Below are 20,873 nucleotides of genomic sequence, written 5' to 3'. Positions count from 1 at the left end.
CCCGTGATCGGAACGCTAGCACCGGTTTATGTCGGCTAGATAACGAGGTCGGTTAACGACGGGTTGCGGGGCTGGGCGGGCGTGGCGGCGGCGCTTCGTCTCGCTTCGCTCGCTCAGCGGGCGGCATAAGCCATCGGTCGCTCAGCGGGCGGGTGTGGCCTTCGCTCGCTCAGCGGGCGCGGACGGGCGTCGGTCGCTTGGCGGGCGCGCTTCGTCTCGCGGCGCTCGCTCAGCGGGCGGTGGGGCGCGGCGCTTCGTCTCGCTTCGCTCGCTCAGCGAGCGGGAGGGCGAGATTTCACGGGGGTGTAACTCGAGGGCGCTATGGTCACGCCATGTCGACCCGACCGCGCTCCCGAAAGCGCAACCGAACCCACGTGCGCGCCCGTGCACCTCATCGCCAGCCCTTGTGGCTCATCGTCTCAGCCGTGCTCGTCGCCGCAGGCGCCATCGCACTCGTCGCGGCCGCGCTGATCACCCGTTAAGAAGAATCCCCGCCACCGTTCAGCACAAACGGGGCGGGGGTTCGGGTGGGACTTTTGACCACGGTCCGCGGTGCCGTGCTTACGCGGTCGATGTGATGATAACCCCGATTCCTATGGTGTCAATGCGACTTTTGTAGGCGTGTCCTGAGAGTCGTGGTCTTGGCATGAGGAGCCGCGATTGTAGAGCGCTGGGGTGAGGGGGGTCAAGGCTGTCCCGCGCACCGTCGAGACGCTCTTACTGTCGGCTCACGCACGCCGCCCGTAACCGCTGGCGGACCCGGGCAGCATCCCCCATGTGCTGCCAACGCGTCCCTTCCCCCCGGCACGCGTGCCAAGCCTGGAGCGGGCGGCGTGCCTCACCTTCTTGAGAGACGAGTCACCGTGTTTCGCATCCTGCTCCGCTTCGCCCCCGTGCTCATCCCCGTTGCGCGCAAGATCATCCGCTCGCGCCGGGGCGACGGAAAGCCGCCGCCGCGCCGCTGAGGTTGCGGCGCTTCGTCTCGCTTCGCTCGCTCAGCGGGCGAGGGGACTCGCGCTGGGGGTGCCGGCGCTTCGTCTCGCTGCGCTCGCTCAGCGGGCGAGGAGGTTCGCTTCGCTCGCTCAGCGGGCAGTAGGGGGCGTTGGGCGGTAGGCAGGGTGGGAGATGATGAGGGATGCGTCTCGTACTGAACATCATCTGGCTCGTGCTCTCGGGGTTCTGGTTGTTCCTCGGTTACCTGGCCGCCGGGATCGTGCTGTGCATCCTGATCCTCACGATCCCGTGGGGCATCGCATCGCTGCGCATTGCCGGGTACGTGATCTGGCCGTTCGGACGCGAAGTGATCGCGAAGCCCACCGCCGGCGCCGGAGCCTTCCTCGGCAACGTCGTGTGGGTGATCCTCGCCGGCTGGTGGCTCGCGCTCGGGCACATCGTGTCGGGCCTGCTGCTATGCGTCACGATCATCGGCATCCCGCTGGGCATTGCGAACTTCAAGTTGGTGTCAGTGTCGCTCATGCCCCTCGGCCGGCAGATCGTTCCGGTCGGGCGCGGGCCGTTCGACGTGGCGGGGGCGCGGTAGCGCTTCGTCTCGCTTCGCTCGCTCAGCGGGCGGGATTGGCGGGCGGGGATGTGGCAGCATCCGCTCTCTTCCTACTGCGGGTCAGATCACCTCGTAGCCCGACCAGCTGTCGTCGTCGTCCTGGGAGCGGGTGACGGCGACGGGGGCGGGCGCGGTTGTTCCGAATTGCCTCACACGCCCCGCCCGAAGCTCGAGATCCCTCACCAGGTCGTCGTCGGAGATGTCGGCGTGCTCGGAGACCTCTACGTCGGAGGCCAACTGACTCGAGGGCCCAAGGAGAAGCGACGAGCGGCCGGGGGTGCCGTCCTCGCTCAGCGTCGGGATGTCGACGGTGTCGGAGGAGCTCATCTCGGCCAGGGCTTGGGCGTAATCGAGCACGGCGCGTGCGATTTCGGTGCCGGTGAGAATGGAATCGCCGGAGTAGTGGATTCTGTCCATGCTCGCTGTGTACGCGCGCGATGCGCGTTCGGGGTGGCCCTTGACGGCTGGCAACTCTTGCGCTGCGGGTTGGTCGCAGCCTGTGGATAACTCTGACGAGTGTCGTACTTCTGTTCTAAAATATGGGTATGGACTTCTTCACCGGCATCGAGCAGCACACCGCGCTGCTGCGCTCGCTGGTGGGCGACGGGGTGGAGGCGCGTGAGATCCCGCGGCGGGTTGTCGACGTGTGCGACGCCGACATCAAGAGCATCATGTGCGAAGCGACCGCGCTGATGGAAGCCGCCGGATCGCTGCGCACCGCCGCGGCCGGGGTGCTGGCAGCGCGGTCGCTTCGCGAGCAGGGTCACGGCGGCATGGCGGCGGGTGAGGGGCACCGCAACGCGGCGAGCCTCGTGCAAGAGCTGACCGGCACCAGCAAGGCCGAGGCTGCGCGGCAACTGAAGTTGGGCGAAGCGCTGCTCGACGGGGCGGGGTTCGGGTCTCCCTCGCCCTCTTCGTCTCCGGATGCTGCTCCGGAGGCGGATGCTGCGGGGCCGGTCCGCGAGCCGTGGCACGCCACGCTCGGGCGCTCCCGCCTCGAGGGCCGGCTGACCTCGGCCCAGCACGACGCCATCTTCCGTGGGCTCGGGCAGCCGCCGACCACGGGTGACCCCGACGGTGATGAGCAGTTCGTCGACGCGTGGGCGCTCGCCGCCGAGCAGCTCACGCATGAGGCTCCGCACCGCACGGTGGAGGAGCTGACGTCGTGCGCGCGAACGATCCGCGATCGCCTCGACCCGGCGGGCGCCGCCGTACGGTTCGACGAGCGGTTCGCTCGGCGGTCGTTCCGGATGTGGGTCGACGCCGATGGGCTCAACCGCGCGAGCGTGGTGCTCGACGACGAACGCGCCGCGTGGCTGAGGGGCGTGTTCGATTCCGCCCTGCGGCCGCGCCGCGGCGGTCCTACCTTCGTCGACGCGGAGGAGAAGCGGCTCGCCGATGAGCTCGCGAAGGATCCGCGCACGAACGACCAGCTCGCGTACGACCTCTTCATGGACATCCTGCGGGCGGGCACCCTCGCCGACGCGAAGTCGGTGCTCGGAACCCGGCAAGCGGGGCTGCGCATCGTGATCACCGCCGATGCCCGCGCTGACGCGCTCGACGGCGAACCCGCCATCGCTCACACCGAAGACGGGGTGCAGGCCCTTCCGGCGTGGCTTGCGTTGCAGAGGGGATGCGAGTCCAGCTCGCGCACCATCTGGACCGACGACGGGGGAGAACCCCTGCGCCTGGGGCGCGAGGAGCGTACCTTCACGGGGGCGCAACGCATCACCCTGGCCGTGCGCGACGGCGGGTGTCGGGCGCCGACGTGCGACCGGCCGGCATCGATGTGCGAAGCGCATCACATCGACCCCTGGTCGGAGGGCGGCACGACCGATGTCGATCGAGGCATCCTGCTCTGCCGGTTCCATCACATGCAGCTGCATCACGGCGGGTCGCGGATCACGCGCGAGGGGCTCGGTGACTTCATTCTCCATCCGCCGCCCGGCAAGGGCGAGCCGCAGGTGCTGACGCGAAGGCTCGGGCTGTCCTACGGGTGGGCGGGCATCGCTCCACCTCCGAAGCTGTTCCGGCTCGTCGCTTGATCCGCGCCTCCGCGAGAATGATGCAGCGCATGTATCACACTGGCGCAGCGAGGGAAACGCCGAACACAAGTTCGAGGGCTTCGATAATCTCGAATCATGTCCACCACTGAGCGACCGGGAGCAGGCGTCGTCTGGGCGCGCGTCGAAGACGGCTTCCACGTCGCCAGCAGGGACGGCGAGTTCCTCGGCTACATCGAACAGGTCAAAGGCGAGATCTTCGTCGCCTGCGACAAGTACTCCCGCACCGTCGGGAAGTTCGACGACCTGCCGGCCGCGATGCGCGCTGTCACCACCGCCAACTCCCTGGTCGAGCGGCCGACGCGATGAGCACGTCCGACACCGACATGCTGTCGCTCGTCTACTCCAGCACCGCCGCTGCACCGTTCGACGACCAGGAGCTGCAGAACCTGCTCGTGCAAGCTCGCCAGAACAACAGCGACCGGGGCTTGACCGGCATGCTGCTCTATCGGGGCGGCCGCTTCGTGCAGGTGCTCGAAGGATCGGAGAGCGACGTTCGCGCCGTGGTCGAGCGGATCGACATCGATCCTCGCCACTCGAACATGCGCATCCTCTTCGAAGAACCCATCGCGGAACGCCAGTTCGCAGACTGGACGATGGGCTACGAACCCATCTCCGAACCCCGCGAAGAGATGCCCCCCGGATTCCGCGACACCTTCGACGACCTCGAACGAGGCGACGCCACGGCAACCTTGCGCGCGGTGCGCGAACTGAGCATGTGGTTTCGCATCCGCTCGAACCCAGTGACCTGAGCCGTTCACAGCGGTCGCCCAGCATTCGCTAGGGTGGGCCCAACCCGGGGGGAAAACATCATGCGAACACTTACGCGCTCCAGCATCGCCGCCGCAGCACTCCTGTCCGTCATCGCACTAGGGGGATGCTCCGCCATCCAAGGTCTCATCGGCGGAGGCGGCGAGACCGTCGCCCGCGACGCCGACACGCAAGAGGTCACCGAGGGCGGCACGGCCGACGTCTTCACGCTGCGCGTGGGCGACTGCTTCGACGACACCAGTGCCGACGCCAAGGAGATCTCGGAAGTTCCGGCCGTGCCGTGCGACCAGCCGCACGACAACGAGATCTACCACGAGTTCACGATGCCCGACGGTGACTTCCCCGGACAGGAGGCCCTCGACGCGGCCGCCGACGAGGAATGCGCGGCCGAGTTCGACACCTTCGTCGGAATCGCCTACGCCGACTCGGTGCTCGACTGGGCGCCGTTCCAGCCCACCGAGGGCAGCTGGACGCAGCTCGACGACCGCGTCGTGCAGTGCATCATCTACGAATACGGCGTTCGTGTCGAGGGAAGCCTCGCGGGAGTCGCGCGCTGACCTTCGCGCTTCGTCTCGCTGCGCTCGCTCAGCGGGCGGAAGGGCGCGCTCCCGCGGCGGGCGGGCGCTTCGTCTCGCTGCGCTCGCTCAGCGGGCGGGGAGGCGTGCTCGGTCGGCGGGCGGGCGCTTTGTCTCGCTGCGCTCGCTCAGCGGGCGGGAGGGCGCGGTTGCTCAGCGGGCGGGGGCTGCGTGGGTGCGGTGGGGGTGGGTAGCTGACCATGCCGCCACCACCCTCTGCGGGCCACCTCACGCGGCGACGACTGCTCGACCGACTCTCCGCACCGGCCCCGATGGTCGCCGTCATCGGACCCCGGGGCGCCGGAAAATCGACCCTCCTCCACGAGTGGTTCGCGGGCCACGCTGACGCCGTCTGGGTCGAGGCCCACCTGCCCGACGAACTGCCCGAACGCGGAACACTCGTGATCGACGACGCCGACCGACTCAGCGACACCGACACCGCCCGCCTCGACGACTGGATCACCCGCACCCCCGACGTGCGCCTGCTCCTCGCCGCCCGCGCACCCCTCGACCTTCTCGCCCGACACGATGCGCTCGTCGTGCGCGACCTCAGCTTTTCCCGTGCAGAAGTCATCGCGTACCTCGCGAAACGCGGTTCTCTCGCCGACCCCCGCGAAGTGCTGCTCGCCACCGGTGGCCTGCCCGACGCCGTCCGCATCGCCGCTCGCGCCGGCCTCATCGGACGCGAGCAGATCGAACGCCTGCTCGGACGGGTCTACGCCGACGACGCCCTCGCCGAGGAAGAAGCCGACCTCGCCGTGCCCGCCCTGCTCACCCCCGAACTCGTCGGCGAACTCGGCGGCGCCGCCGAGTTCCTCGACCGCGCCGAACGAAGCGGCCGCGGCGGCTGGATCGACGATCCTCTCCACCCCACCTTCGCCCTGACCATGCCCGTCCGCGCCGCCACCCGCGCACGCTCCGCGCTGAGCGACGAGCAACGCCGCGCCCTGCGCGAACGAGCCGCCCGATCCCTGACCGACCAGGGCGCCTGGGCGGCCGCCGTCGTCGAAGCCGCCGCCTCGGAACGTTTCGACCTCGCCGCCACCGCGATCAAGAACGGCGGCATGCCGCTGCTCACGGCCCACGGTCCGGCGCTGGTGGCGCTCTTGCAGGGCATTCCCGCGGGGGAGCTGCGCCAGCATCCGGTCATCGCCCTCGCCCTCGCGGTCATGTACAACGCGCGTCGTCAGCACCGCGTCGGCGCCCTCGAGATGTTCGCGATCGCCCTCGTCGGCCTGCAGACGGCACCGCGCTCATCGTCGGACCGTGCCCTGCTGCGCGCCCTCGAGAGCATCGCGCGCCGCCTCAGCGGTGTCGGCGACGGGGGAGTGCGCGCCGCCCGAAGCGCCTCCACCATGCTGAGCGAACTCGCGACCGCCGAAGCCGAGCAGTTGCAAGCGCTCCGCGGTGACCTGCGCGTGCACCTGGGCGTCAGCCTGCTCTACGGCGGACACCCCGACGAAGCTCGTATCGAGTTCGAGCAGGCCGCCACCGGAGCGATCCGCCCGAGCGTCGAACTGATGGCCCTCGGCGGCATCGCCCTCACCCACGCGCTCGACGGCGCTGTCCCTGCCGCTCGCCACTGGATCGCGATGGCCGAAGCACGCCCCTGGCCCGCCGAGATCGTCGACGAATACCCCGGCAGCATGCTGCGCATCGCCCAGGCGCGCGTCGCGCTCGAAGACGCCGACCCCGACGCCGCGATCGCGTGGCTCAACCGCATCTGGCCCATCATCGACACGATCGAGCACTGGCCGCTCCTGGCCGTGGTGCGCGCCCTCGCCGACATCGCCGCCCGCCGCCCCGACGAAGGACTCGTGCGTCTGCGCACCCTGCGCGCCCACCGCGGCGCGCGTCTGCGGCCCGCGCGCCCGGCGGCGCGGATGCTGGATGCTGCCGAATCCGCGCTCGCCCTCGCCGCGGGCGATCTCGTCTCGGCGCGCAAGCTGAGCATCCACCGCGCCGACGGACCCGAGGTGCGCCTCGCCGTCGCCCGCGTCGCCGTGAGCGAGGGCGACGATGAACGCGCCCTCCGCCTCATCGCCGACACCCGTCCGACGACGCCCGATCAGCAGCTGACCTACCTCGCGCTCAGCGCTGTGCTCCTTCGCCGGGTGGGCCGGCACGACGAGTCCGCCGGCCTCGTGCGCCAGGTCGACGCGATGCAGCGGACGCTGGGCCTGCACACCCCGATCCTGCTCGTGCCCGGGCGCGACCTGTTCGAGCATCCCTACGGGCCGGCGGCCGAAGCATCCGCCCCTCCGGCCGCGCCGCCCAGGCTCACGCCGCGCGAACGCATCGTGCTGGCCGAACTCGTGCGCACCGCCAGCGTCGACGAGGTCGCCGCCCGCCTGCACGTGTCACCGAACACGGTCAAGACGCAACGCCGCACCCTCTACCGCAAGCTCAACGTCACCCGTCGCGAAGACGCGATCGCTGTCGCCGTCGCTCACCGCCTGCTCGACGACAGCGTCCCGACGCGCGAGACCACGGCCGCCGAGACCAGCACCAGCACCGCGGCGAGCACGAACAGCGCGACGTAGAGGCCGCCCGTCGCCACCAGTACCGCGCCGGCGATGGCCGGGGCGACCGTCTGCGGCAGGGTGGTGGCCAGACCCAGCACGCCCAGGTCGCGCCCGCTGTCGCCGCGCGAGGGCAGCAGGTCGATCATCAGCGCGAGATCGGCCGTCAGATACACGCCGCGCGCGAGACCCGCGATCGCGGCGTAGACGGCGAGCCCGGCGACGTCGGGCCGAACCGCGGGGATCAGCAGCGCCGCGGCGATCACCAGCGAGGACCCCACGATCCATCGCACGCGGTCGGCCTTCACGAGCACGCCCCCCGCGACAGCTCCGACCACGACGCCGGCGATGTGCACCCCGATCAGCAGACTCGTCGTGCTGCCGGCCGCCTCGACCCCCAGGCCCGTGAACGCCATGACCGCGTAGAGCAGGTACCCCAGCACCAGCTGGTGGCCGAGCACGAGCGCGAATCGCGCGGCGAAGACCAGCCGCAGATCCCGGCTCGCCCACGCTCGACGCAGGGGGAGGGACGTGGATGCTGTGCCCACCCGCGGGCGGTCCCTCTCGACGAGCGCGAAGCCGACCAGGGCGAACACCAGCACCACCGCGAGACCCGCGTACGTCGCGCCGATCGAGGCCAGCGTCGCCCCCGCGACGGCCGTGCCGACCGCGAGCCCGATGGCGATCCCCGCGCCGTAGAACGCCGCCGCCCAGGGGAGCTCCGCCGGAGCCACCCGATCGGCCAGCACGGCATCGAGCGGACCCTCGATGAGATTCAGCAGCGGCTGCACGATCAGCCACCCCACCGCGATCGCCAGAACCGACGTCGCCTGGCCGAGCAGGACGAGGCCGAGGCCCGCGCCGAGCGCCCCGCCCACGAGGAAGGGGGTGCGCCGGCCGAACCGGGAACGCGTGCGATCCGACAGCATCCCGAACACCGGACGCAGCACGACCGTGACGAGCGACGAAGCGGTCATCGTGACCGCGAGCACCCCGACCTTTCCCGCCGGGTCGGCGATCGCGATCTGAGCGGGCACCAGGATGCCGGCGACCGCGCCGTACATCGCGTTGAGTACGAGGCTCGCCGCGAGCAGCGACCAGAACAGGCGGCGGGGCACCTGCGGCATCTTGCCAGAAGCGGCGCGCCGGGGGTGAAACCGAGGGTGAAAACAGCCGTTGTCCTCCGAATGGGGGACACCGCGATCGCAGACTCGTGAGCGGGGGAGAACGCCGCGCGCTGAGCGAAGTGGGATCGGGTGTCTGGGGGGCGCTCGATCCCGCCGCTCGCAGGGGGGAGTGAGCGGTGTGGCGTCGCGGATCGAGGGGATGAAGAGGATCGAGGAGCCCATGGCCCGCAAGGTTCCTCGATCTCCTCCATCTCCTCGATCCGCGACGCGGGGTGTGTGCTGAGCGGGGCGCTTCGTCTCGCTGCGCTCGCTCAGCGGGCGGGAGGGCGGGCTTGCTCAGCGGGGCGGGCGCTTCGTCTCGCTTCGCTCGCTCAGCGGGCGGGAGGGGCGCGGCGGGCGGCGCTTCGTCTCGCTGCGCTCGCTCAGCGGGCGATTCAGCTGGTGTAGTAGCCGGCCTCGAGGTCCTCGAGCAAGGTCGGACCAGTCGGCACCCACCCCATCAGCTCGCGAGTGAGCGCGGCGGAGGCGGGCTGGTCGCCGCCGAGCAGCGCCCCGAACATGCCCAGCGGTTCAGCATCCACCGGCCCTGCCGGCAGACCCGTCTTCGCCGCGATCACTTCGGCGACGGCACGCATGGGCACGCCCTCCTCGCCCACGGCGTGCAGAACCGAACCGGCCGGAGCGTTCTCGAGCGCGAGGGAGAACAGGCGCGCGGCATCGCTGATGTGCACGGCCGGCCACCGGTTCTGACCGTCGCCGACGTAGGCGGCCGTTCCCAACTGGCGGTCCAGACCCACGAGCGAGGCGATCAGACCGTTGCGGTCGCCCTCGCCGTGCACCGATCGCGGCATCCGCACGAGGGCGGAACGGATCCCGCGATCAGAGAGAGCCAGCACCGCTTCGGCCGTGCGCGCACGGGCTCCGGCGGGGCCGGACGCGTCGAGCACATCCGCCTCCGTCGCCACCTGGCCGAAGAGGATGGGTGTTCCGGATGCTGAGACGAAGGCTTTTCCGGTGCCTTCGAGCGCGTCTCCGATCTTCCCGAGCAGGGCGACCTCGTTCTGGACGGCCTCGTCGAACGCACTGAAATCCAACGTGAACGCGAGGTGGGCGACAGCATCCGCCTTCTGCGCCTCCGACACGATGAGGTCGTGATCGGACATGTCGCCGAGCACGGCCGAACCGCCGGCGGCGACGATCTTGTCGGCGGACGTCGACGAGCGAGCGAGGCCGACAACCTCGTGACCGGCGGCGATGAGTTCTGCGGTGAGGGCGGTTCCGATCCAGCCGGAAGCGCCGGTGATGAAGACGCGCATGGGGTTCTCCGTTCGATGTCCCAGTCATGTGACTCGGTAACATCACCGTACACCTGCTGATGTGACCGAGTCGCATCACTAGGATGGGAACCATGGCTCGATGGCAACCCGACGCACGCGGCAGGCTGCTGCACGCTGCGATCGAGCTGTTCGGCGAGCAGGGCTACGACGCCACGACGGCCGCGCAGATCGCTGAGCGCGCGGGCCTCACCAAGACCACGCTCTTCCGGCACTTCGCCGACAAGCGCGAGATCCTCTTCCAGGGTCAGGACATGCTCGTCGGGCTCGCCACCGAGGGAGTGCGCGATGCTCCCCGTGACAGTGCGCCCTTCGCGCTCGTGCGCGCCGGGGTCCTCGCGCTGTCGACGCTGCACCCCGCGGAGTCACGCGAGACCGGGCGGCTGGTCGATGAGATCCTCGCGGCCAGCTCCGAGCTGCAGGAACGGGCGACCTTCAAACGCGCGGCGATCACCGCGGCGCTGTACACGGCCGTTGTCGAGCGGACCGGCGACCCCCGGCAGGCCGGCGTGCTGGCCGATGCCGGCATCCGCGCCTACTACGACGGCTTCGCCGCGTGGGTCGAGGGGTCGGAAGACGGGCCGCTGGCCGAGGTCGTCGAGCACGAACTCGCGGCGTACGAGCGGATGCTGGCGCCGGTCGCGGGCTCGTAGGCCCGCGGTGCCTGCCTCGCGGGCCGCGTTGCCTGCCGGAAATCGAGGAGATTCCGAAGTCTGAGGATGGAAAAGGCCGAAACCGTCCTCGAACTTCGGAATCTCCTCGAATCATCGCTCGGGGCGCTTCGTCTCGCTGCGCTCGCTCAGCGGGCGGTTGGGCGGGCAGGGGGTCGGACGCTGAGCGAGCGTAGCGAGACGAAGCGGGAGTGCGGGCAGGGGGTCGGACGCTGAGCGAGCGTAGCGAGACGAAGCGCAAGCCCGAGACACGCGCCGGGCGCACGTCCTAGCGTCGAGACATGGCCGATCAGTACATCTTCGACAACCCGCTCACCCGCTACGACCGCGTCGAACCGCCCGTGCAGCACCAGCCGATGCCCGGCGTGCAGGGCGAGATGATGCCCGTGCCCGACCTCGGCGAAGCCACCTACCGCGGAACCGGACGCCTCACCGGCCGCAAAGCCCTCATCACGGGCGGCGACTCCGGCATCGGCGGCGCCGTGGCCATCGCCTTCGCCCGTGAAGGCGCCGACGTCGTCATCGTGCACCTCCCCGACGAGCAGGCCGACGCCGACCACATCATCGACGAGATCCGAGACGCCGGCCGCACCGGCGTCTCGATCACGGCAGACATCACGGATGCTGCCACCTGCCGCGCGATCGTGGCGCAAGCCGTCGATGCCCTGGGCGGCCTCGACATCCTCGTCAACAACGCCGGCAAACAGGTCGCGATCGAGAAGATCGAAGACCTCACCGACGAGCAGTTCGAGCTGACCTTCCGCACGAACGTCTTCGCCAACTTCTGGCTCACCAAGGCCGCCCTCGAGCGCCTGCAACCGGGCTCGACCATCATCAACACGGCGTCTCTGGAGGCGTACAAGCCCGCGCCCGACCGCCTCGACTACGCCGCCTCGAAAGCGGCGATCAACAACTTCTCCAAGGGTCTCGCCCAGCAGCTCGCCCCCCGCGGCATCCGCGTGAACGTCGTCGCGCCGGGCCCGACGTGGACGGCGCTTCAGGTCAGCGGCGGTGTCTCCGACGACCAGATGCAGCACTTCGACGACGAGTCCACCTACCAGCGCGCCGGCCAGCCGGCCGAGATCGCGCCCGCCTTCGTGTTCCTCGCCTCGCCCGAATCGAGCTATGTCTCAGGAGAGACGCTCAACGTCAACGGCGGCATGGTCACGCCCTGACGCGCCTGTTGCTCATGACCGACGCCCGCGCAAGCCGCCCGCGAATTCACTTGGGTGCGCGAGCGTAGGGGCATGGCCCTCCCCCTGACCCTCTACGTGCTCGGCGATGCCGACCCCTTCGCCGGGCTCGACCCGCGCGTCGCGGTACGCAGCATCCCCGTTTCCGAGATCGATGCCGCGCTCGCGGCGCATCGCAACGGTCCGTTCCTGCTCGGCGGCTCCGGCGAGACCGGTGATGAGGCCGCTCGCGTCGCGGCGGGCATCCTCGACGGGCACGCCCCCGTCTTCGGCCTCGCCGGACTCGTGCTGATCGCCCCGAGCCTCGGCGAAGCGGCGGCGGGTGGGCTCGACCTGCCGGCCCTCGTGCTCGCCGGACACGACGACTTGACCGCGCTCAAGCACCTCACCGAGGCGAGCACGCGCGTGCGGTTCGTCGTCGTGCCGGGCGCCGAGACGCTGCTGGCCGACGAGCGCCCCGACGGTGTCGTCCCGGCGATCGAGGAATTCCTCGCCCGCGAGATCGACATCGCGCCGGTCGTTCCGGACGATTGGGCGCGCCTCATCGCCTCGGACCGCGTCGACGTCGAGGTGCGCAGCATCCTGGCGCGTCGCGCGCTCGGCGATGATCCCGACTACCGGCCGCAGGCGATGGATGCCGGCCAGCTCGCGCTGCTGAGGGAGATCGCCGACCTCGTCGTGCCGCAGGAGGGCCCCGCGATCGACATCGCCGCGCGGGTCGATGCTGCTCTCGCGCGGGGGGAGGGGGATGGGTGGCGCAACGCCGACCTGCCGCCCGACCCCGAGGCGTATCGGGCGGGCCTCGACGCGCTCGCCGCCGTCTGGCCCGAAGGGGACGCTGAAGAGACCCTGCGGGCGGCGATGGCCGGCGAACTGGACCTCGACGGCTTCGACGCGGCGCAGTTGGCCGCCTGGTTGGAGGACGTGCGGGTCGACCTCGTGCGGGCGTGGCTCGCTCACCCCGCGACGATGGCGCGCGCCGGCTTCGACGGCTTCGCCACCGGCGGCACCGTGCTTCCGTTGCGCGGCTTCCTCGACCTCGGCGCCGGCACCCGCGAAACGTGGGAACCGGTGGGGGTCTCGTCATGAACCTGGACGACATGCGCACCTACGACGACGACGAGATCGTCGACGTCGTCGTGGTCGGCACCGGGGCCGGAGGAGCACCGCTGCTCGCCGAACTCGCCGGACGCGGGCTGCACGTGGTCGCCCTCGAGGCCGGGCGCAACTTCGGGCTGCGCGACTTCACCCCCGACGAGAACGAGGCCGTCCGCATCAACTGGATGTCGGAGAGGTTGAGCGGGGGAGAGGATCCGACGGCGTTCGGGCCCAACAACAGTGGCATGGGCGTCGGCGGCTCCACCCTGCACTGGGGCGCCTTCGCTCCGCGGCCCGACCGCCGCGACCTGCGGCTGCGCACCGAGACCGGCGAAGGACGCGACTGGCCGGTCGACCCCGAGGAGCTGCTGGGCTACATCCGCCGTGTTGAGCGGGACATCGGAGTATCGGGCCCGACGCCGTACCCGTGGGATGCCGAGCGCACCTACGACCAGCCCGCTCCGGCACGAAACGCCCCGGCCGACATCGTGGCGCGGGGCGCAGCATCCGTTGGTCTTCGTACCGCCGATGCTCCCGCCGCCGTCCTGACCCGCGCCCGGTTGCAGCCGCACGCGGGCGAGCGCGGAGCGTGCGTGTCGTGCGGCGCGTGCCACCAGGGCTGCCGCTTCGGTGCGAAGGCGACGACCGCGACGACGTACCTGCCCGCCGCTGTGGCTGCGGGGGCGGAGATCCGGCCGGAGTCGATGGTGCACGGGATCGAACTCGACGCTCGCGGGCGGGTGTCGGCGGTCGTGTACCGCCGCGACGGGGTCGACCGGCGTCAGCGGTGCCGCACCCTCGTGCTCGCGGGCGGCGGCGTCGAGACTCCGCGGCTGCTGCTGCACACGGGGCTGGCGAATTCGAGCGGCCAAGTCGGGCGCAACTTCCTCGCGCACGGCGCGACGCAGGTGTGGGGACGTTTCGACGAGGCGCTGCGCGGGTATCGCGGGTATCCGTCGTCGCTGATCAGCGAAGACATGCTGCGTCCGGCCGACGCGGACTTCGCCGGCGGCTACCTCCTGCAGAGCCTCGGGGTCATGCCGCTGACGTTCGCGACGACGCTCGCCCGCGGCGGCGGGCTGTGGGGGCGCGATCTCGTCGACGGCGTGCTGAACGCGCGCTTCTATGCCGGAATCGGCATCAACGGCGAGTGCCTGCCGTCCGAGGCCAACCGGCTCGAGCTCGTGGACGAGACGGACGAGTGGGGGATGCCGCGCGCCCGGGTGACCTTCACGGCCGGACCGAACGAAAAGGCCCTCGACCGTCACGCGACGGCGCTGATGCTCGACGTCATGCGCGCCGCGGGGGCCCGGGACACGATGGTGCTCGCCCGCACGGCGCACACGGTCGGCACCGCGCGGATGTCGACGGATGCTTCCGATGGTGTGGTGGATGCCGACGGTCGCTCGCACGACATCCCGAACCTGTGGATCAGCGACAACTCGGTCTTCCCGAGCGCGCTCGCCGCGAACCCGGCGCCGACGATCATGGCGATGTCGCTGCGCACCGCCGCCCGGATGTTGGCCGCTCCCGGACGCTGAGCGAGCGCAGCGAGACGAAGCGCGGTTGTGAGGTGCGCTTCGTCTCGTCGCTGCGCTCCTCGCTCAGCGGGCGAGAGGCGGCTTCCGGACGCTGAGCGAGCGGAGCGAGACGAAGCGCGGGTGTGAGGTGCGCTTCGTCTCGTCGCTGCGCTCCTCGCTCAGCGGGCGAGAAGCGGCTTCCGGACGCTGAGCGAGCGCAGCGAGACGAAGCGCGGAAGTGAGCGGCGCTTCGTCTCGTCGCTTTGCTCCTCGCTCAGCGGGCGGTGCGCGGACTTCGCACGCTGAGCGAGCGCAGCGAGACGAAGCGCGGTTGTGAGGTGCGCTTCGTCTCGTCGCTGCGGTCCTCGCTCAGCGGGCGAGAGGCGACATCCGGACGCTGAGCGAGCGGAGCGAGACGAAGCGCGGGGGGCTGCTTAGCGCGGTGCGGTCGGGAGGGGATGTGCGCTCGGGAGGGCGTTTGGGCGGAATGCGTCCTCCCGCGTGCACATCTCCTCCCGGGTGAACACGCGGACGGGGCGGATGCTACGCCGAGCCCGCGATCGCGCGGTCGAGCCAGTCCAGCAGAAGCGCGCGCTCCGCGGCGGTCAGCACCTCGAGCTGGGGCGCTACCGCGCGGAAAGCGACGATGGCCGCAGCGCCGTCGCCCTCCTCGCGCGGGGGAGCATCGACCAGAATCTGGCGCAGCACCGCCTCGTAGGCCTCGTCGGCGAGTCCGGCATCGCGCTGCCCGGCGGGCGGGGCCAGCATCGTCTGGACGGATCCGACGCCCGCCGCCTGAATCAGCCCGACCGCCCGCTGTTCGCTCACGCGGAGTCGCCCGGCCTCGGCAATCCGGTGCACCCGCGCACGCAGCACCTGCAGTCCGGCTGCGGCGGCCGGTGAGCTCGCGAAGCGGGCCGGATCGTTCAGCAGGCGGAACAGATCGGGGTTCTCCAGACCGAACGCGATCTGGGTGTCCCACCCCGCGCGCAGGTCGACGAGCGGATCGACGCCCTGCGCGGCCGCGGTCTCGACGACGGACGCCTTCACCGAGGTGAAGTCGGCCAACGCATGCTCGGCGACGGCCTCGAGCAACCCGTCCTTATCGCCGAACAGCCGGTAGATCGTCGGCGCCTGCACGCCCGCGCCGTGAGCTACACCGCGCGTCGTCACTGCCGTAGGGCCCTGTTCGCGCAACAGCTGGGCAGCAACCTCCACGATGCGCGCTCGGGTGTCTTCGCGGGGGCGCACCACATCAGTCATGAACCAACGATAACGCATCGGTGTTAGCGCAGTGTTTCCCGTGGTACGGTTCTGATGTTTCCACCGATAACCGAAGGACCGTACCCATGATCGTCATCACCGGAGCAACCGGCGCCCTCAACGGCGCCACCGTCGACCACCTGCTCGAACGCCTCCCCGCGGGCGGGATCACCGTCGCCGTTCGCGACCCGGCGAAGGCTCAGCGCTTCGTCGATCTCGGCGTCGCCGTGCGGCGTGCCGACTACGCCGACCCGACCTCGCTGCCCGCCGCATTCGAGGGGGCCGATCAGCTGCTGCTCGTCTCCTCGAGCGATCCGGCCGCCGATGCGGTGGCACTGCACCGCACGGCGATCGAGGCGGCCACGGCCGCCGGCGTCGGCCGCATCCTCTACACGAGCCATCAGGGCGCAGCATCCGATTCGCCCTTCAGTCCCGCCCGCGATCACGCGGCGACCGAGGCGCTGCTCGCAGAAACCGGCATCCCGTGGACGGCGCTGCGCAACGGCTTCTACGCGCACACCCTCGGCTGGCTGGTCGGGCCGTGGCGCGAGACCGGCGTCATCACGGTGTCCGGCGACGGGCCGGTCTCGTGGACGGCCAGAGCGGATGCTGCCGAAGCGGCCGCGGTCATCCTGGCGGCCGGCGGTGGCTACGACGGGCCGGTCACCCTCACGGCAGCGGCCGCGCCGACGTTCGTGGACGTCGCCGCGATGGCCTCGGAGCTCGCCGGACGCCCGGTCGAGGTGGCCGTCGTCGAGCCCGAGCGCTGGATCGCCGACCAGGTCGCCGCCGGTACCCCGGAGGGAGCGGCGCGATTCACGCTCGGCATCTTCCTGGCGGCGGAAGGCGGATTCTTCGCCGGCACCGACCCGACGCTCGGGCAGCTGCTCGGCCGCGAGCCGCTCACCGCGCGGGACGTGCTGGCGGCTTCCTAGGGCGGCGCGCTTCGTCTCGTCGCTGCGCTCCTCGCTCAGCGGGCGGGGCGCGGACTTGGCACGCTGAGCGGCGCAGCGAGACGAAGCGCGGCGGGTGAGAGGTGGGGTGCGCTTCGTCTCGTCGCTGCGCTCCTCGCTCAGCGGGCGGACGTTTGCACCCGGACGCTGAGCGAGCGCAGCGAGACGAAGCGCGGCGGTTGGCAGGCGGCGTGCGCTTCGTCTCGTCGCTGCGCTCCTCGCTCAGCGGGCGGGGGGTTGTCTCCGGACGCTGAGCGAGCGGAGCGAGACGAAGCGCGGCGGCTGGCAGGCGGGGTGCGCTCCTCGCTCAGCGGGCGGACGTTTGCACCCGGACGCTGAGCGAGCGCAGCGAGACGAAGCGCGGTGGTTGGTGGGCGGGCTGCGCTCCTCGCGCAGCGGGCGAGGAGCTGCGCGGTTGCCCACGGCGCGTGTCGCTAGTTAGGCTAGCAATATGGCGTGCGAGTACTTAGGTGAGTGATGCTCTGGTGACGGACGAGCAGGCCTTCTGGTACGCCTCCTCCGACGCGGAACGCGGCCGTCGCCTGCTCAGCGCCCTGCGCACCTACCAAGCTTCCGAGATCGCCATGCGCCGCCGCACCCGCGAGGCGATGTCGATGGGCGAGAACGAGATGCTCGCCCTCCGTTTCGTCATCCGGGCGGCGCGCCAGAACACGCCCGCGACCCCGCGCGCCCTCTCGGACTATCTCGGGATCACCTCAGCATCCGTCACCGCACTGCTGGACCGACTGGATGCGATGGGCCACATCGAACGCTCCCCGCACCCGACCGATCGCCGCAGCATCACGATCGCGCCGACCGAGGGTGCCGAGGAGACCGTTCGTCACACGCTCGGCGACATGCACGAGCGCATGATGGCCGCGACCCGCGGCTTCGACGACGCCGAAGCCGCCACGATCGTCGCCTTCCTCGACGCCGTCACCAACGCGGTCGACGAGGTCGCGGAAGACGCGAGCGAGGCTTAGCTGCGCAGCGTCTTGAGCGCGCCGGCCCATGCCTCGAGCTGGTCGAACATGGTCTCGGCGGACGCGACGTGCTGCGGTCCGGGAGTGAAGGTCGTGTAGTCGACGAAGTCGGTAGCGAGCATGAAGCTCAGCTGCTGACGCACGTGCGCCATCTGCAGTTCGCTCGCAATACCGCGCAGGTGCTCGATCGCCCGGGCACCACCGAGGCTGCCGTAGCTGACGAAGGCCGCGGCCTTGTTGTTCCACTCGGCACTCAGGTAGTCGATCGCGTTCTTGAGCACTCCCGAGGTGGAGTGGTTGTACTCGGGGGTGACGAAGATGAAGCCGTCGTACTGGGCGATCTTGGCGGCCCACTCCTTGGTGTGGTCGTTGACGTAGTTGCCGTACGCCGGGGGAGTGGCCTCGTCGAGGTGCGGCAGGGGGAAGTCGGCCAGGTCGACCAGCTCGTAGTGGGCGGAGCGACCGGCGGCCTGCTCCAGGACCCAATCGGCAACGGCGGCTCCGTTGCGTCCGGGGCGGGTGCTACCGAGGATGACGGCGATCTTCAGATCAGACATGGGGGCCTTCGGGTGGGGGATGCGGGGCAGCGCGTCGTGCGCACCGACCCAGTCGATTGACGTATCAATCATCCGTCGGATTGGTTGACGTGTCAAATAACGGATGCTGGCAGCATCCGTTCACCTGGATCTCCCCTGCCGGTCATGACGACCGGTTTGACTCACGGAGCCGCCCCACGAGGTGCGGTGCGCCCCCTTCCCGAGGAGCCATCATGACCACCCCCCTTTTCGCGCGCCATCGGCGCGGCGTCCGCGTCGCGCTGGCGACCGGCCTCGCCGCGTCGCTCTGCCTCGGCGCCGCTGCCCCGGCGTTCGCCGCCCCGAACGACCCGATCGCGCCGGTGCCCGACGCGTGGGGTCGCTACTACGTGGATGCCTACAAGACGAACGACGCCAAATACACCACGCCCGCGACCAACGTCGCGATGGGCGTGCTGTCGCGGATGCTCGACTACTGGCAGCCCGTCGCCGACCCCAAGGCCACCGCGCAGTGGGACGCGAACGGCAACTTCATCCCGACCAGCGTCGGCACCGTGAAGAACGCCACGGTTCTGGACGCGAACATCGCGGAGGCCGCTCGCATCACGCAGACGCGCACCGAGGCCCAGGCGACGGACGCCTACCTGGTCGACCGCCGCAACCAGAACTACTCCGCGATCGAGGGCTTCGGCCCCTGGGCTGACGCCTTCCGCGCCGGGACCAACGCCGGCACGACGATTCCCGACACGATCCCCGCCGACGCCACGACGGTCAAGTACGACGACAAGGGCAACGCCAAGGGCGCGTGGGCCGACACCGACAGCACGTACGGCGACATCGTCGCGCTGGTGAACCAGATTCGCAACTCGAGCGCCTCCACCAACCCCTCGAAGGCGTATTACCAGTACGCGCGCCCGTTCCGCTGGAGCAGCGACGTGCACGTGTTGCCCTCGCTGATCCCGGCGGAGAAGGCCCCGAAAGAAGCCCTCGACGACGGCGGCTACCCCAGCGGCCACACCAACGCGGCCTGGCTCGCGAGCTACGCCTTCGCGTACTCGACGCCCGAGCGTTTCCAGGAGATCCTCACCAGCGCTTCCGAGATCGGCAACTCGCGCATCGTCGCCGGCATGCACTCGCCCGCCGATGTCATCGGTGGCCGCATGATGTCGACCGCGGTTGCTGCCGCGGCGCTCAACGACCCGACGAACGCCGACCTGATGGCGCGCGCCCGCGTCGACGGCGAGGCCCTCGTGGCGACCCCCGCCACGGGCTCCGACGACTATGCCAACCGCGGCAGCAACGAGCAGCTGTACGCCGACCGCCTCACCTATGGTCTGCCGCTCGTGGGCGACACGACCCTGCCGGTGCACGTGCCCAAGGGTGCCGAGGTGCTGATCGAGACGCGCCTGCCGTACCTCACGGCCGAGCAGCGCCGCTGGGTGCTGCAGTCGACCGGACTCGAGTCGGGCCACGCTCTGCTCGACGACGCCGAAGGATGGGGCCGCCTCAACCTGTTCGCCGCGGCGGACGGCTACAGCGCGTTCGACACCGATGTGACGGTCGAGATGGATGCTGCCGACGGCGGCTTCAGCGCGGCTGACACCTGGCGCAACGACATCGAGGGGATCGGGTCGCTCACCAAGGCCGGAACCGGATCGCTGACCCTCACCGGAGACAACTCCTACGCCGGCGGCACCGTCGTGACCGACGGCACGCTCGCCGCCGGGTCTGCGACGGCGTTCGGCGACGGATCGCTCGACATCGAAGACGGCACCGTGTCGGAGTCGGTCTCGGCCGCACTCTCGGTCGGCGACCTCACCGTCGGCGACGACGGCACGCTCGTGCTGAGTGTCGACGGCACCACCCCCGCGCTCGACGTCGACGGAACCGCCTCGTTCGACGGCACGCTGCAGCTCGAGCTGGGCGACGGGTTCGTCCCCGCCGACGACCTCGTGATCGCCACCTTCGACACCCTGGGTGCGGGCGGCGCGTTCGACGACGTGCAGGTCGACGGCCTGCCCGCCGGTTACGACCCGACGATCGTGATCCGCGACGGTGCCGTGCACCTCGTGAATGCGAACGCTCCGGTTGCGCCGGTCGTGGGAACCCCGCAGATCTCGGGCTCGCCCGTGGTCGGCGAGCCCCTCACGGTCGCCCCCGGAACCTGGACCCCGGCGCCGGACGCCATCACGTACCAGTGGTTCCGCGGTACCGCCCCGATCGCGGGTGCGACCTCCGCGCGGTACACCCCGGTGGCCGCCGACCTCGGCGCGGTGCTGAGCGTCGAGGTGACCGGGTTGTACGACGGTGGTTCTGCGGCGTCCGCCCGGGCGACAGCATCCGGCCCCGTCGTCGCCGCGGCGCCCACCGCCTCCCCGTCGCCGTCGGCCACACCGTCGGCTACGCCGGCTGCCGTGCCGTCGCGCTCGGGAGCGCTCGCCGCGACCGGTGGCTCGCCGCTCGACCTGGCGCTGCCGTTCGCCGCTCTCGGCCTGCTCGGGCTCGGAGCGTCGTTCGTGATCGTGCGCGCGCGCACGGCTCGCTCGCGCCGCGCCTGATCCGCGTTCGAACCGCCCCGTGCCGGAAGGTGCGGGGCGGTTCGTCGTTCCGGGGCCGCCCGCCACCGAGTCGTTCCGGTCCCGCCCGCCGCCGAAAGGAGAGGAGATACCGAGGATCGAGGACGAAAAACCGCCCGAACGATCC

19 protein-coding genes are annotated in these 20,873 nt (G+C 70.6%); 14 read left to right on the top strand and 5 right to left on the bottom strand.

What is annotated here, in order from left to right:
* The first annotated feature begins 332 nt into the window (after positions 1-332).
* Positions 333-482 (top strand): hypothetical protein, encoded by a 150-nt coding sequence (locus ACFXP5_RS07000; RefSeq protein ID WP_394544069.1) that lies wholly within the window; start codon positions 333-335, stop codon positions 480-482.
* 653 nt (positions 483-1,135) lie between these two features.
* Positions 1,136-1,540, top strand: a complete 405-nt coding sequence (locus ACFXP5_RS06995; RefSeq protein WP_394544068.1) for a YccF domain-containing protein — start codon at positions 1,136-1,138, stop codon at positions 1,538-1,540.
* A gap of 81 nt (positions 1,541-1,621) precedes the next feature.
* Here ACFXP5_RS06995 and ACFXP5_RS06990 read toward each other — a convergent pair whose 3' ends face one another.
* Entirely contained in the window at positions 1,622-1,978 is a 357-nt protein-coding gene (locus ACFXP5_RS06990) for a hypothetical protein (RefSeq protein ID WP_394544067.1), read from the bottom strand.
* 128 nt (positions 1,979-2,106) lie between these two features.
* On the opposite strand from ACFXP5_RS06990, the gene ACFXP5_RS06985 reads away from it, so the two are divergent.
* The 5 genes from ACFXP5_RS06985 (at position 2,107) to ACFXP5_RS06965 (ending at position 7,513) form a co-directional block, all read left to right on the top strand.
* A complete protein-coding gene (locus ACFXP5_RS06985; RefSeq protein ID WP_394544066.1) occupies positions 2,107-3,606 on the top strand; it encodes an HNH endonuclease signature motif containing protein in 1,500 nt (499 codons plus the stop codon).
* 96 nt (positions 3,607-3,702) lie between these two features.
* Positions 3,703-3,933, top strand: coding sequence for a hypothetical protein (locus tag ACFXP5_RS06980; RefSeq protein WP_394544065.1), 231 nt, complete (start codon positions 3,703-3,705; stop codon positions 3,931-3,933).
* A complete protein-coding gene (locus tag ACFXP5_RS06975) occupies positions 3,930-4,376 on the top strand; it encodes a BLUF domain-containing protein (protein WP_394544064.1) in 447 nt (148 codons plus the stop codon). The genes ACFXP5_RS06980 and ACFXP5_RS06975 overlap by 4 nt, the downstream gene beginning before the upstream one ends.
* Before the next feature lie 60 nt (positions 4,377-4,436).
* Positions 4,437-4,952 (top strand): septum formation family protein, encoded by a 516-nt coding sequence (locus ACFXP5_RS06970; protein ID WP_394544063.1) that lies wholly within the window; start codon positions 4,437-4,439, stop codon positions 4,950-4,952.
* Positions 4,953-5,170: 218 nt separating this feature from the next.
* Complete coding sequence (locus ACFXP5_RS06965) at positions 5,171-7,513, top strand: LuxR C-terminal-related transcriptional regulator (RefSeq protein WP_394544062.1); 2,343 nt, start codon at positions 5,171-5,173, stop codon at positions 7,511-7,513.
* On the opposite strand, the gene ACFXP5_RS06960 is transcribed toward ACFXP5_RS06965, so the two are convergent.
* Together ACFXP5_RS06960 and ACFXP5_RS06955 are read right to left on the bottom strand one after the other, a co-directional pair.
* The gene (locus ACFXP5_RS06960) at positions 7,420-8,610 is read right to left on the bottom strand and encodes an MFS transporter (RefSeq protein ID WP_394544061.1); all 1,191 of its coding nucleotides are present in this window, start codon (positions 8,608-8,610) and stop codon (positions 7,420-7,422) included. The genes ACFXP5_RS06965 and ACFXP5_RS06960 overlap by 94 nt on opposite strands.
* A gap of 443 nt (positions 8,611-9,053) precedes the next feature.
* Positions 9,054-9,935, bottom strand: coding sequence for an SDR family oxidoreductase (locus ACFXP5_RS06955; protein WP_394544060.1), 882 nt, complete (start codon positions 9,933-9,935; stop codon positions 9,054-9,056).
* 92 nt (positions 9,936-10,027) lie between these two features.
* Here ACFXP5_RS06955 and ACFXP5_RS06950 point away from each other — a divergent pair, with 92 nt between their 5' ends.
* The 4 genes from ACFXP5_RS06950 to ACFXP5_RS06935 all read left to right on the top strand — a co-directional run bounded on the left by ACFXP5_RS06950 (position 10,028) and on the right by ACFXP5_RS06935 (position 14,456).
* The gene (locus tag ACFXP5_RS06950; RefSeq protein ID WP_394544059.1) at positions 10,028-10,606 is read left to right on the top strand and encodes a TetR/AcrR family transcriptional regulator; all 579 of its coding nucleotides are present in this window, start codon (positions 10,028-10,030) and stop codon (positions 10,604-10,606) included.
* Between the two features lie 299 nt (positions 10,607-10,905).
* Positions 10,906-11,799 carry an SDR family oxidoreductase gene (locus ACFXP5_RS06945; protein ID WP_394544058.1) on the top strand — a complete coding sequence of 298 codons (894 nt, stop codon included), beginning with the start codon at positions 10,906-10,908 and terminating at the stop codon, positions 11,797-11,799.
* A 72-nt stretch (positions 11,800-11,871) separates the two neighbouring features.
* Positions 11,872-12,906 carry an alpha/beta fold hydrolase gene (locus ACFXP5_RS06940; protein ID WP_394544057.1) on the top strand — a complete coding sequence of 345 codons (1,035 nt, stop codon included), beginning with the start codon at positions 11,872-11,874 and terminating at the stop codon, positions 12,904-12,906.
* A complete protein-coding gene (locus tag ACFXP5_RS06935; RefSeq protein WP_394544056.1) occupies positions 12,903-14,456 on the top strand; it encodes a GMC oxidoreductase in 1,554 nt (517 codons plus the stop codon). Before ACFXP5_RS06940 ends, ACFXP5_RS06935 begins: the two co-directional genes overlap by 4 nt.
* Positions 14,457-14,978: 522 nt before the next feature.
* Here ACFXP5_RS06935 and ACFXP5_RS06930 read toward each other — a convergent pair.
* Positions 14,979-15,698: a TetR/AcrR family transcriptional regulator gene (locus tag ACFXP5_RS06930; RefSeq protein ID WP_394544055.1), complete on the bottom strand. Its 720-nt coding sequence runs from the start codon at positions 15,696-15,698 to the stop codon at positions 14,979-14,981.
* Between the two features lie 86 nt (positions 15,699-15,784).
* On the opposite strand from ACFXP5_RS06930, the gene ACFXP5_RS06925 reads away from it, so the two are divergent.
* Both ACFXP5_RS06925 and ACFXP5_RS06920 read left to right on the top strand, forming a co-directional pair.
* The gene (locus tag ACFXP5_RS06925) at positions 15,785-16,633 is read left to right on the top strand and encodes an NAD(P)H-binding protein (RefSeq protein WP_394544054.1); all 849 of its coding nucleotides are present in this window, start codon (positions 15,785-15,787) and stop codon (positions 16,631-16,633) included.
* 488 nt (positions 16,634-17,121) lie between these two features.
* Positions 17,122-17,634 carry a MarR family winged helix-turn-helix transcriptional regulator gene (locus ACFXP5_RS06920; protein WP_394544053.1) on the top strand — a complete coding sequence of 171 codons (513 nt, stop codon included), beginning with the start codon at positions 17,122-17,124 and terminating at the stop codon, positions 17,632-17,634.
* Here the strand turns inward: ACFXP5_RS06920 and ACFXP5_RS06915 are convergent.
* Positions 17,631-18,191 carry an NADPH-dependent FMN reductase gene (locus tag ACFXP5_RS06915; RefSeq protein ID WP_394529521.1) on the bottom strand — a complete coding sequence of 187 codons (561 nt, stop codon included), beginning with the start codon at positions 18,189-18,191 and terminating at the stop codon, positions 17,631-17,633. The genes ACFXP5_RS06920 and ACFXP5_RS06915 overlap by 4 nt on opposite strands.
* Positions 18,192-18,403: 212 nt before the next feature.
* Between ACFXP5_RS06915 and ACFXP5_RS06910 the strand changes: the two genes are divergently transcribed.
* The gene (locus ACFXP5_RS06910) at positions 18,404-20,728 is read left to right on the top strand and encodes a phosphatase PAP2 family protein (RefSeq protein WP_394544052.1); all 2,325 of its coding nucleotides are present in this window, start codon (positions 18,404-18,406) and stop codon (positions 20,726-20,728) included.
* The last annotated feature ends 145 nt before the right edge of the window (positions 20,729-20,873 follow it).

This window comes from Microbacterium hanjuni (assembly GCF_043556395.1).
Taxonomy (GTDB): Bacteria; Actinomycetota; Actinomycetes; order Actinomycetales; family Microbacteriaceae; genus Microbacterium.
This window is presented reverse-complemented; position numbering and strand designations above follow the sequence as displayed.

Coding starts and splice junctions, on each gene's coding strand:
- ACFXP5_RS06950 (WP_394544059.1), top strand. CDS start 10,028: ATGGCTCGATGGCAACCCGACGCACGCGGCAGGCTGCTGCACGCTGCG.
- ACFXP5_RS06985 (WP_394544066.1), top strand. CDS start 2,107: ATGGACTTCTTCACCGGCATCGAGCAGCACACCGCGCTGCTGCGCTCG.
- ACFXP5_RS06910 (WP_394544052.1), top strand. CDS start 18,404: ATGACCACCCCCCTTTTCGCGCGCCATCGGCGCGGCGTCCGCGTCGCG.
- ACFXP5_RS06970 (WP_394544063.1), top strand. CDS start 4,437: ATGCGAACACTTACGCGCTCCAGCATCGCCGCCGCAGCACTCCTGTCC.
- ACFXP5_RS06975 (WP_394544064.1), top strand. CDS start 3,930: ATGAGCACGTCCGACACCGACATGCTGTCGCTCGTCTACTCCAGCACC.
- ACFXP5_RS06925 (WP_394544054.1), top strand. CDS start 15,785: ATGATCGTCATCACCGGAGCAACCGGCGCCCTCAACGGCGCCACCGTC.
- ACFXP5_RS06930 (WP_394544055.1), bottom strand. CDS start 15,698: ATGACTGATGTGGTGCGCCCCCGCGAAGACACCCGAGCGCGCATCGTG.
- ACFXP5_RS06915 (WP_394529521.1), bottom strand. CDS start 18,191: ATGTCTGATCTGAAGATCGCCGTCATCCTCGGTAGCACCCGCCCCGGA.
- ACFXP5_RS06935 (WP_394544056.1), top strand. CDS start 12,903: ATGAACCTGGACGACATGCGCACCTACGACGACGACGAGATCGTCGAC.
- ACFXP5_RS07000 (WP_394544069.1), top strand. CDS start 333: ATGTCGACCCGACCGCGCTCCCGAAAGCGCAACCGAACCCACGTGCGC.
- ACFXP5_RS06965 (WP_394544062.1), top strand. CDS start 5,171: ATGCCGCCACCACCCTCTGCGGGCCACCTCACGCGGCGACGACTGCTC.
- ACFXP5_RS06940 (WP_394544057.1), top strand. CDS start 11,872: ATGGCCCTCCCCCTGACCCTCTACGTGCTCGGCGATGCCGACCCCTTC.
- ACFXP5_RS06955 (WP_394544060.1), bottom strand. CDS start 9,935: ATGCGCGTCTTCATCACCGGCGCTTCCGGCTGGATCGGAACCGCCCTC.
- ACFXP5_RS06980 (WP_394544065.1), top strand. CDS start 3,703: ATGTCCACCACTGAGCGACCGGGAGCAGGCGTCGTCTGGGCGCGCGTC.
- ACFXP5_RS06995 (WP_394544068.1), top strand. CDS start 1,136: ATGCGTCTCGTACTGAACATCATCTGGCTCGTGCTCTCGGGGTTCTGG.
- ACFXP5_RS06990 (WP_394544067.1), bottom strand. CDS start 1,978: ATGGACAGAATCCACTACTCCGGCGATTCCATTCTCACCGGCACCGAA.
- ACFXP5_RS06945 (WP_394544058.1), top strand. CDS start 10,906: ATGGCCGATCAGTACATCTTCGACAACCCGCTCACCCGCTACGACCGC.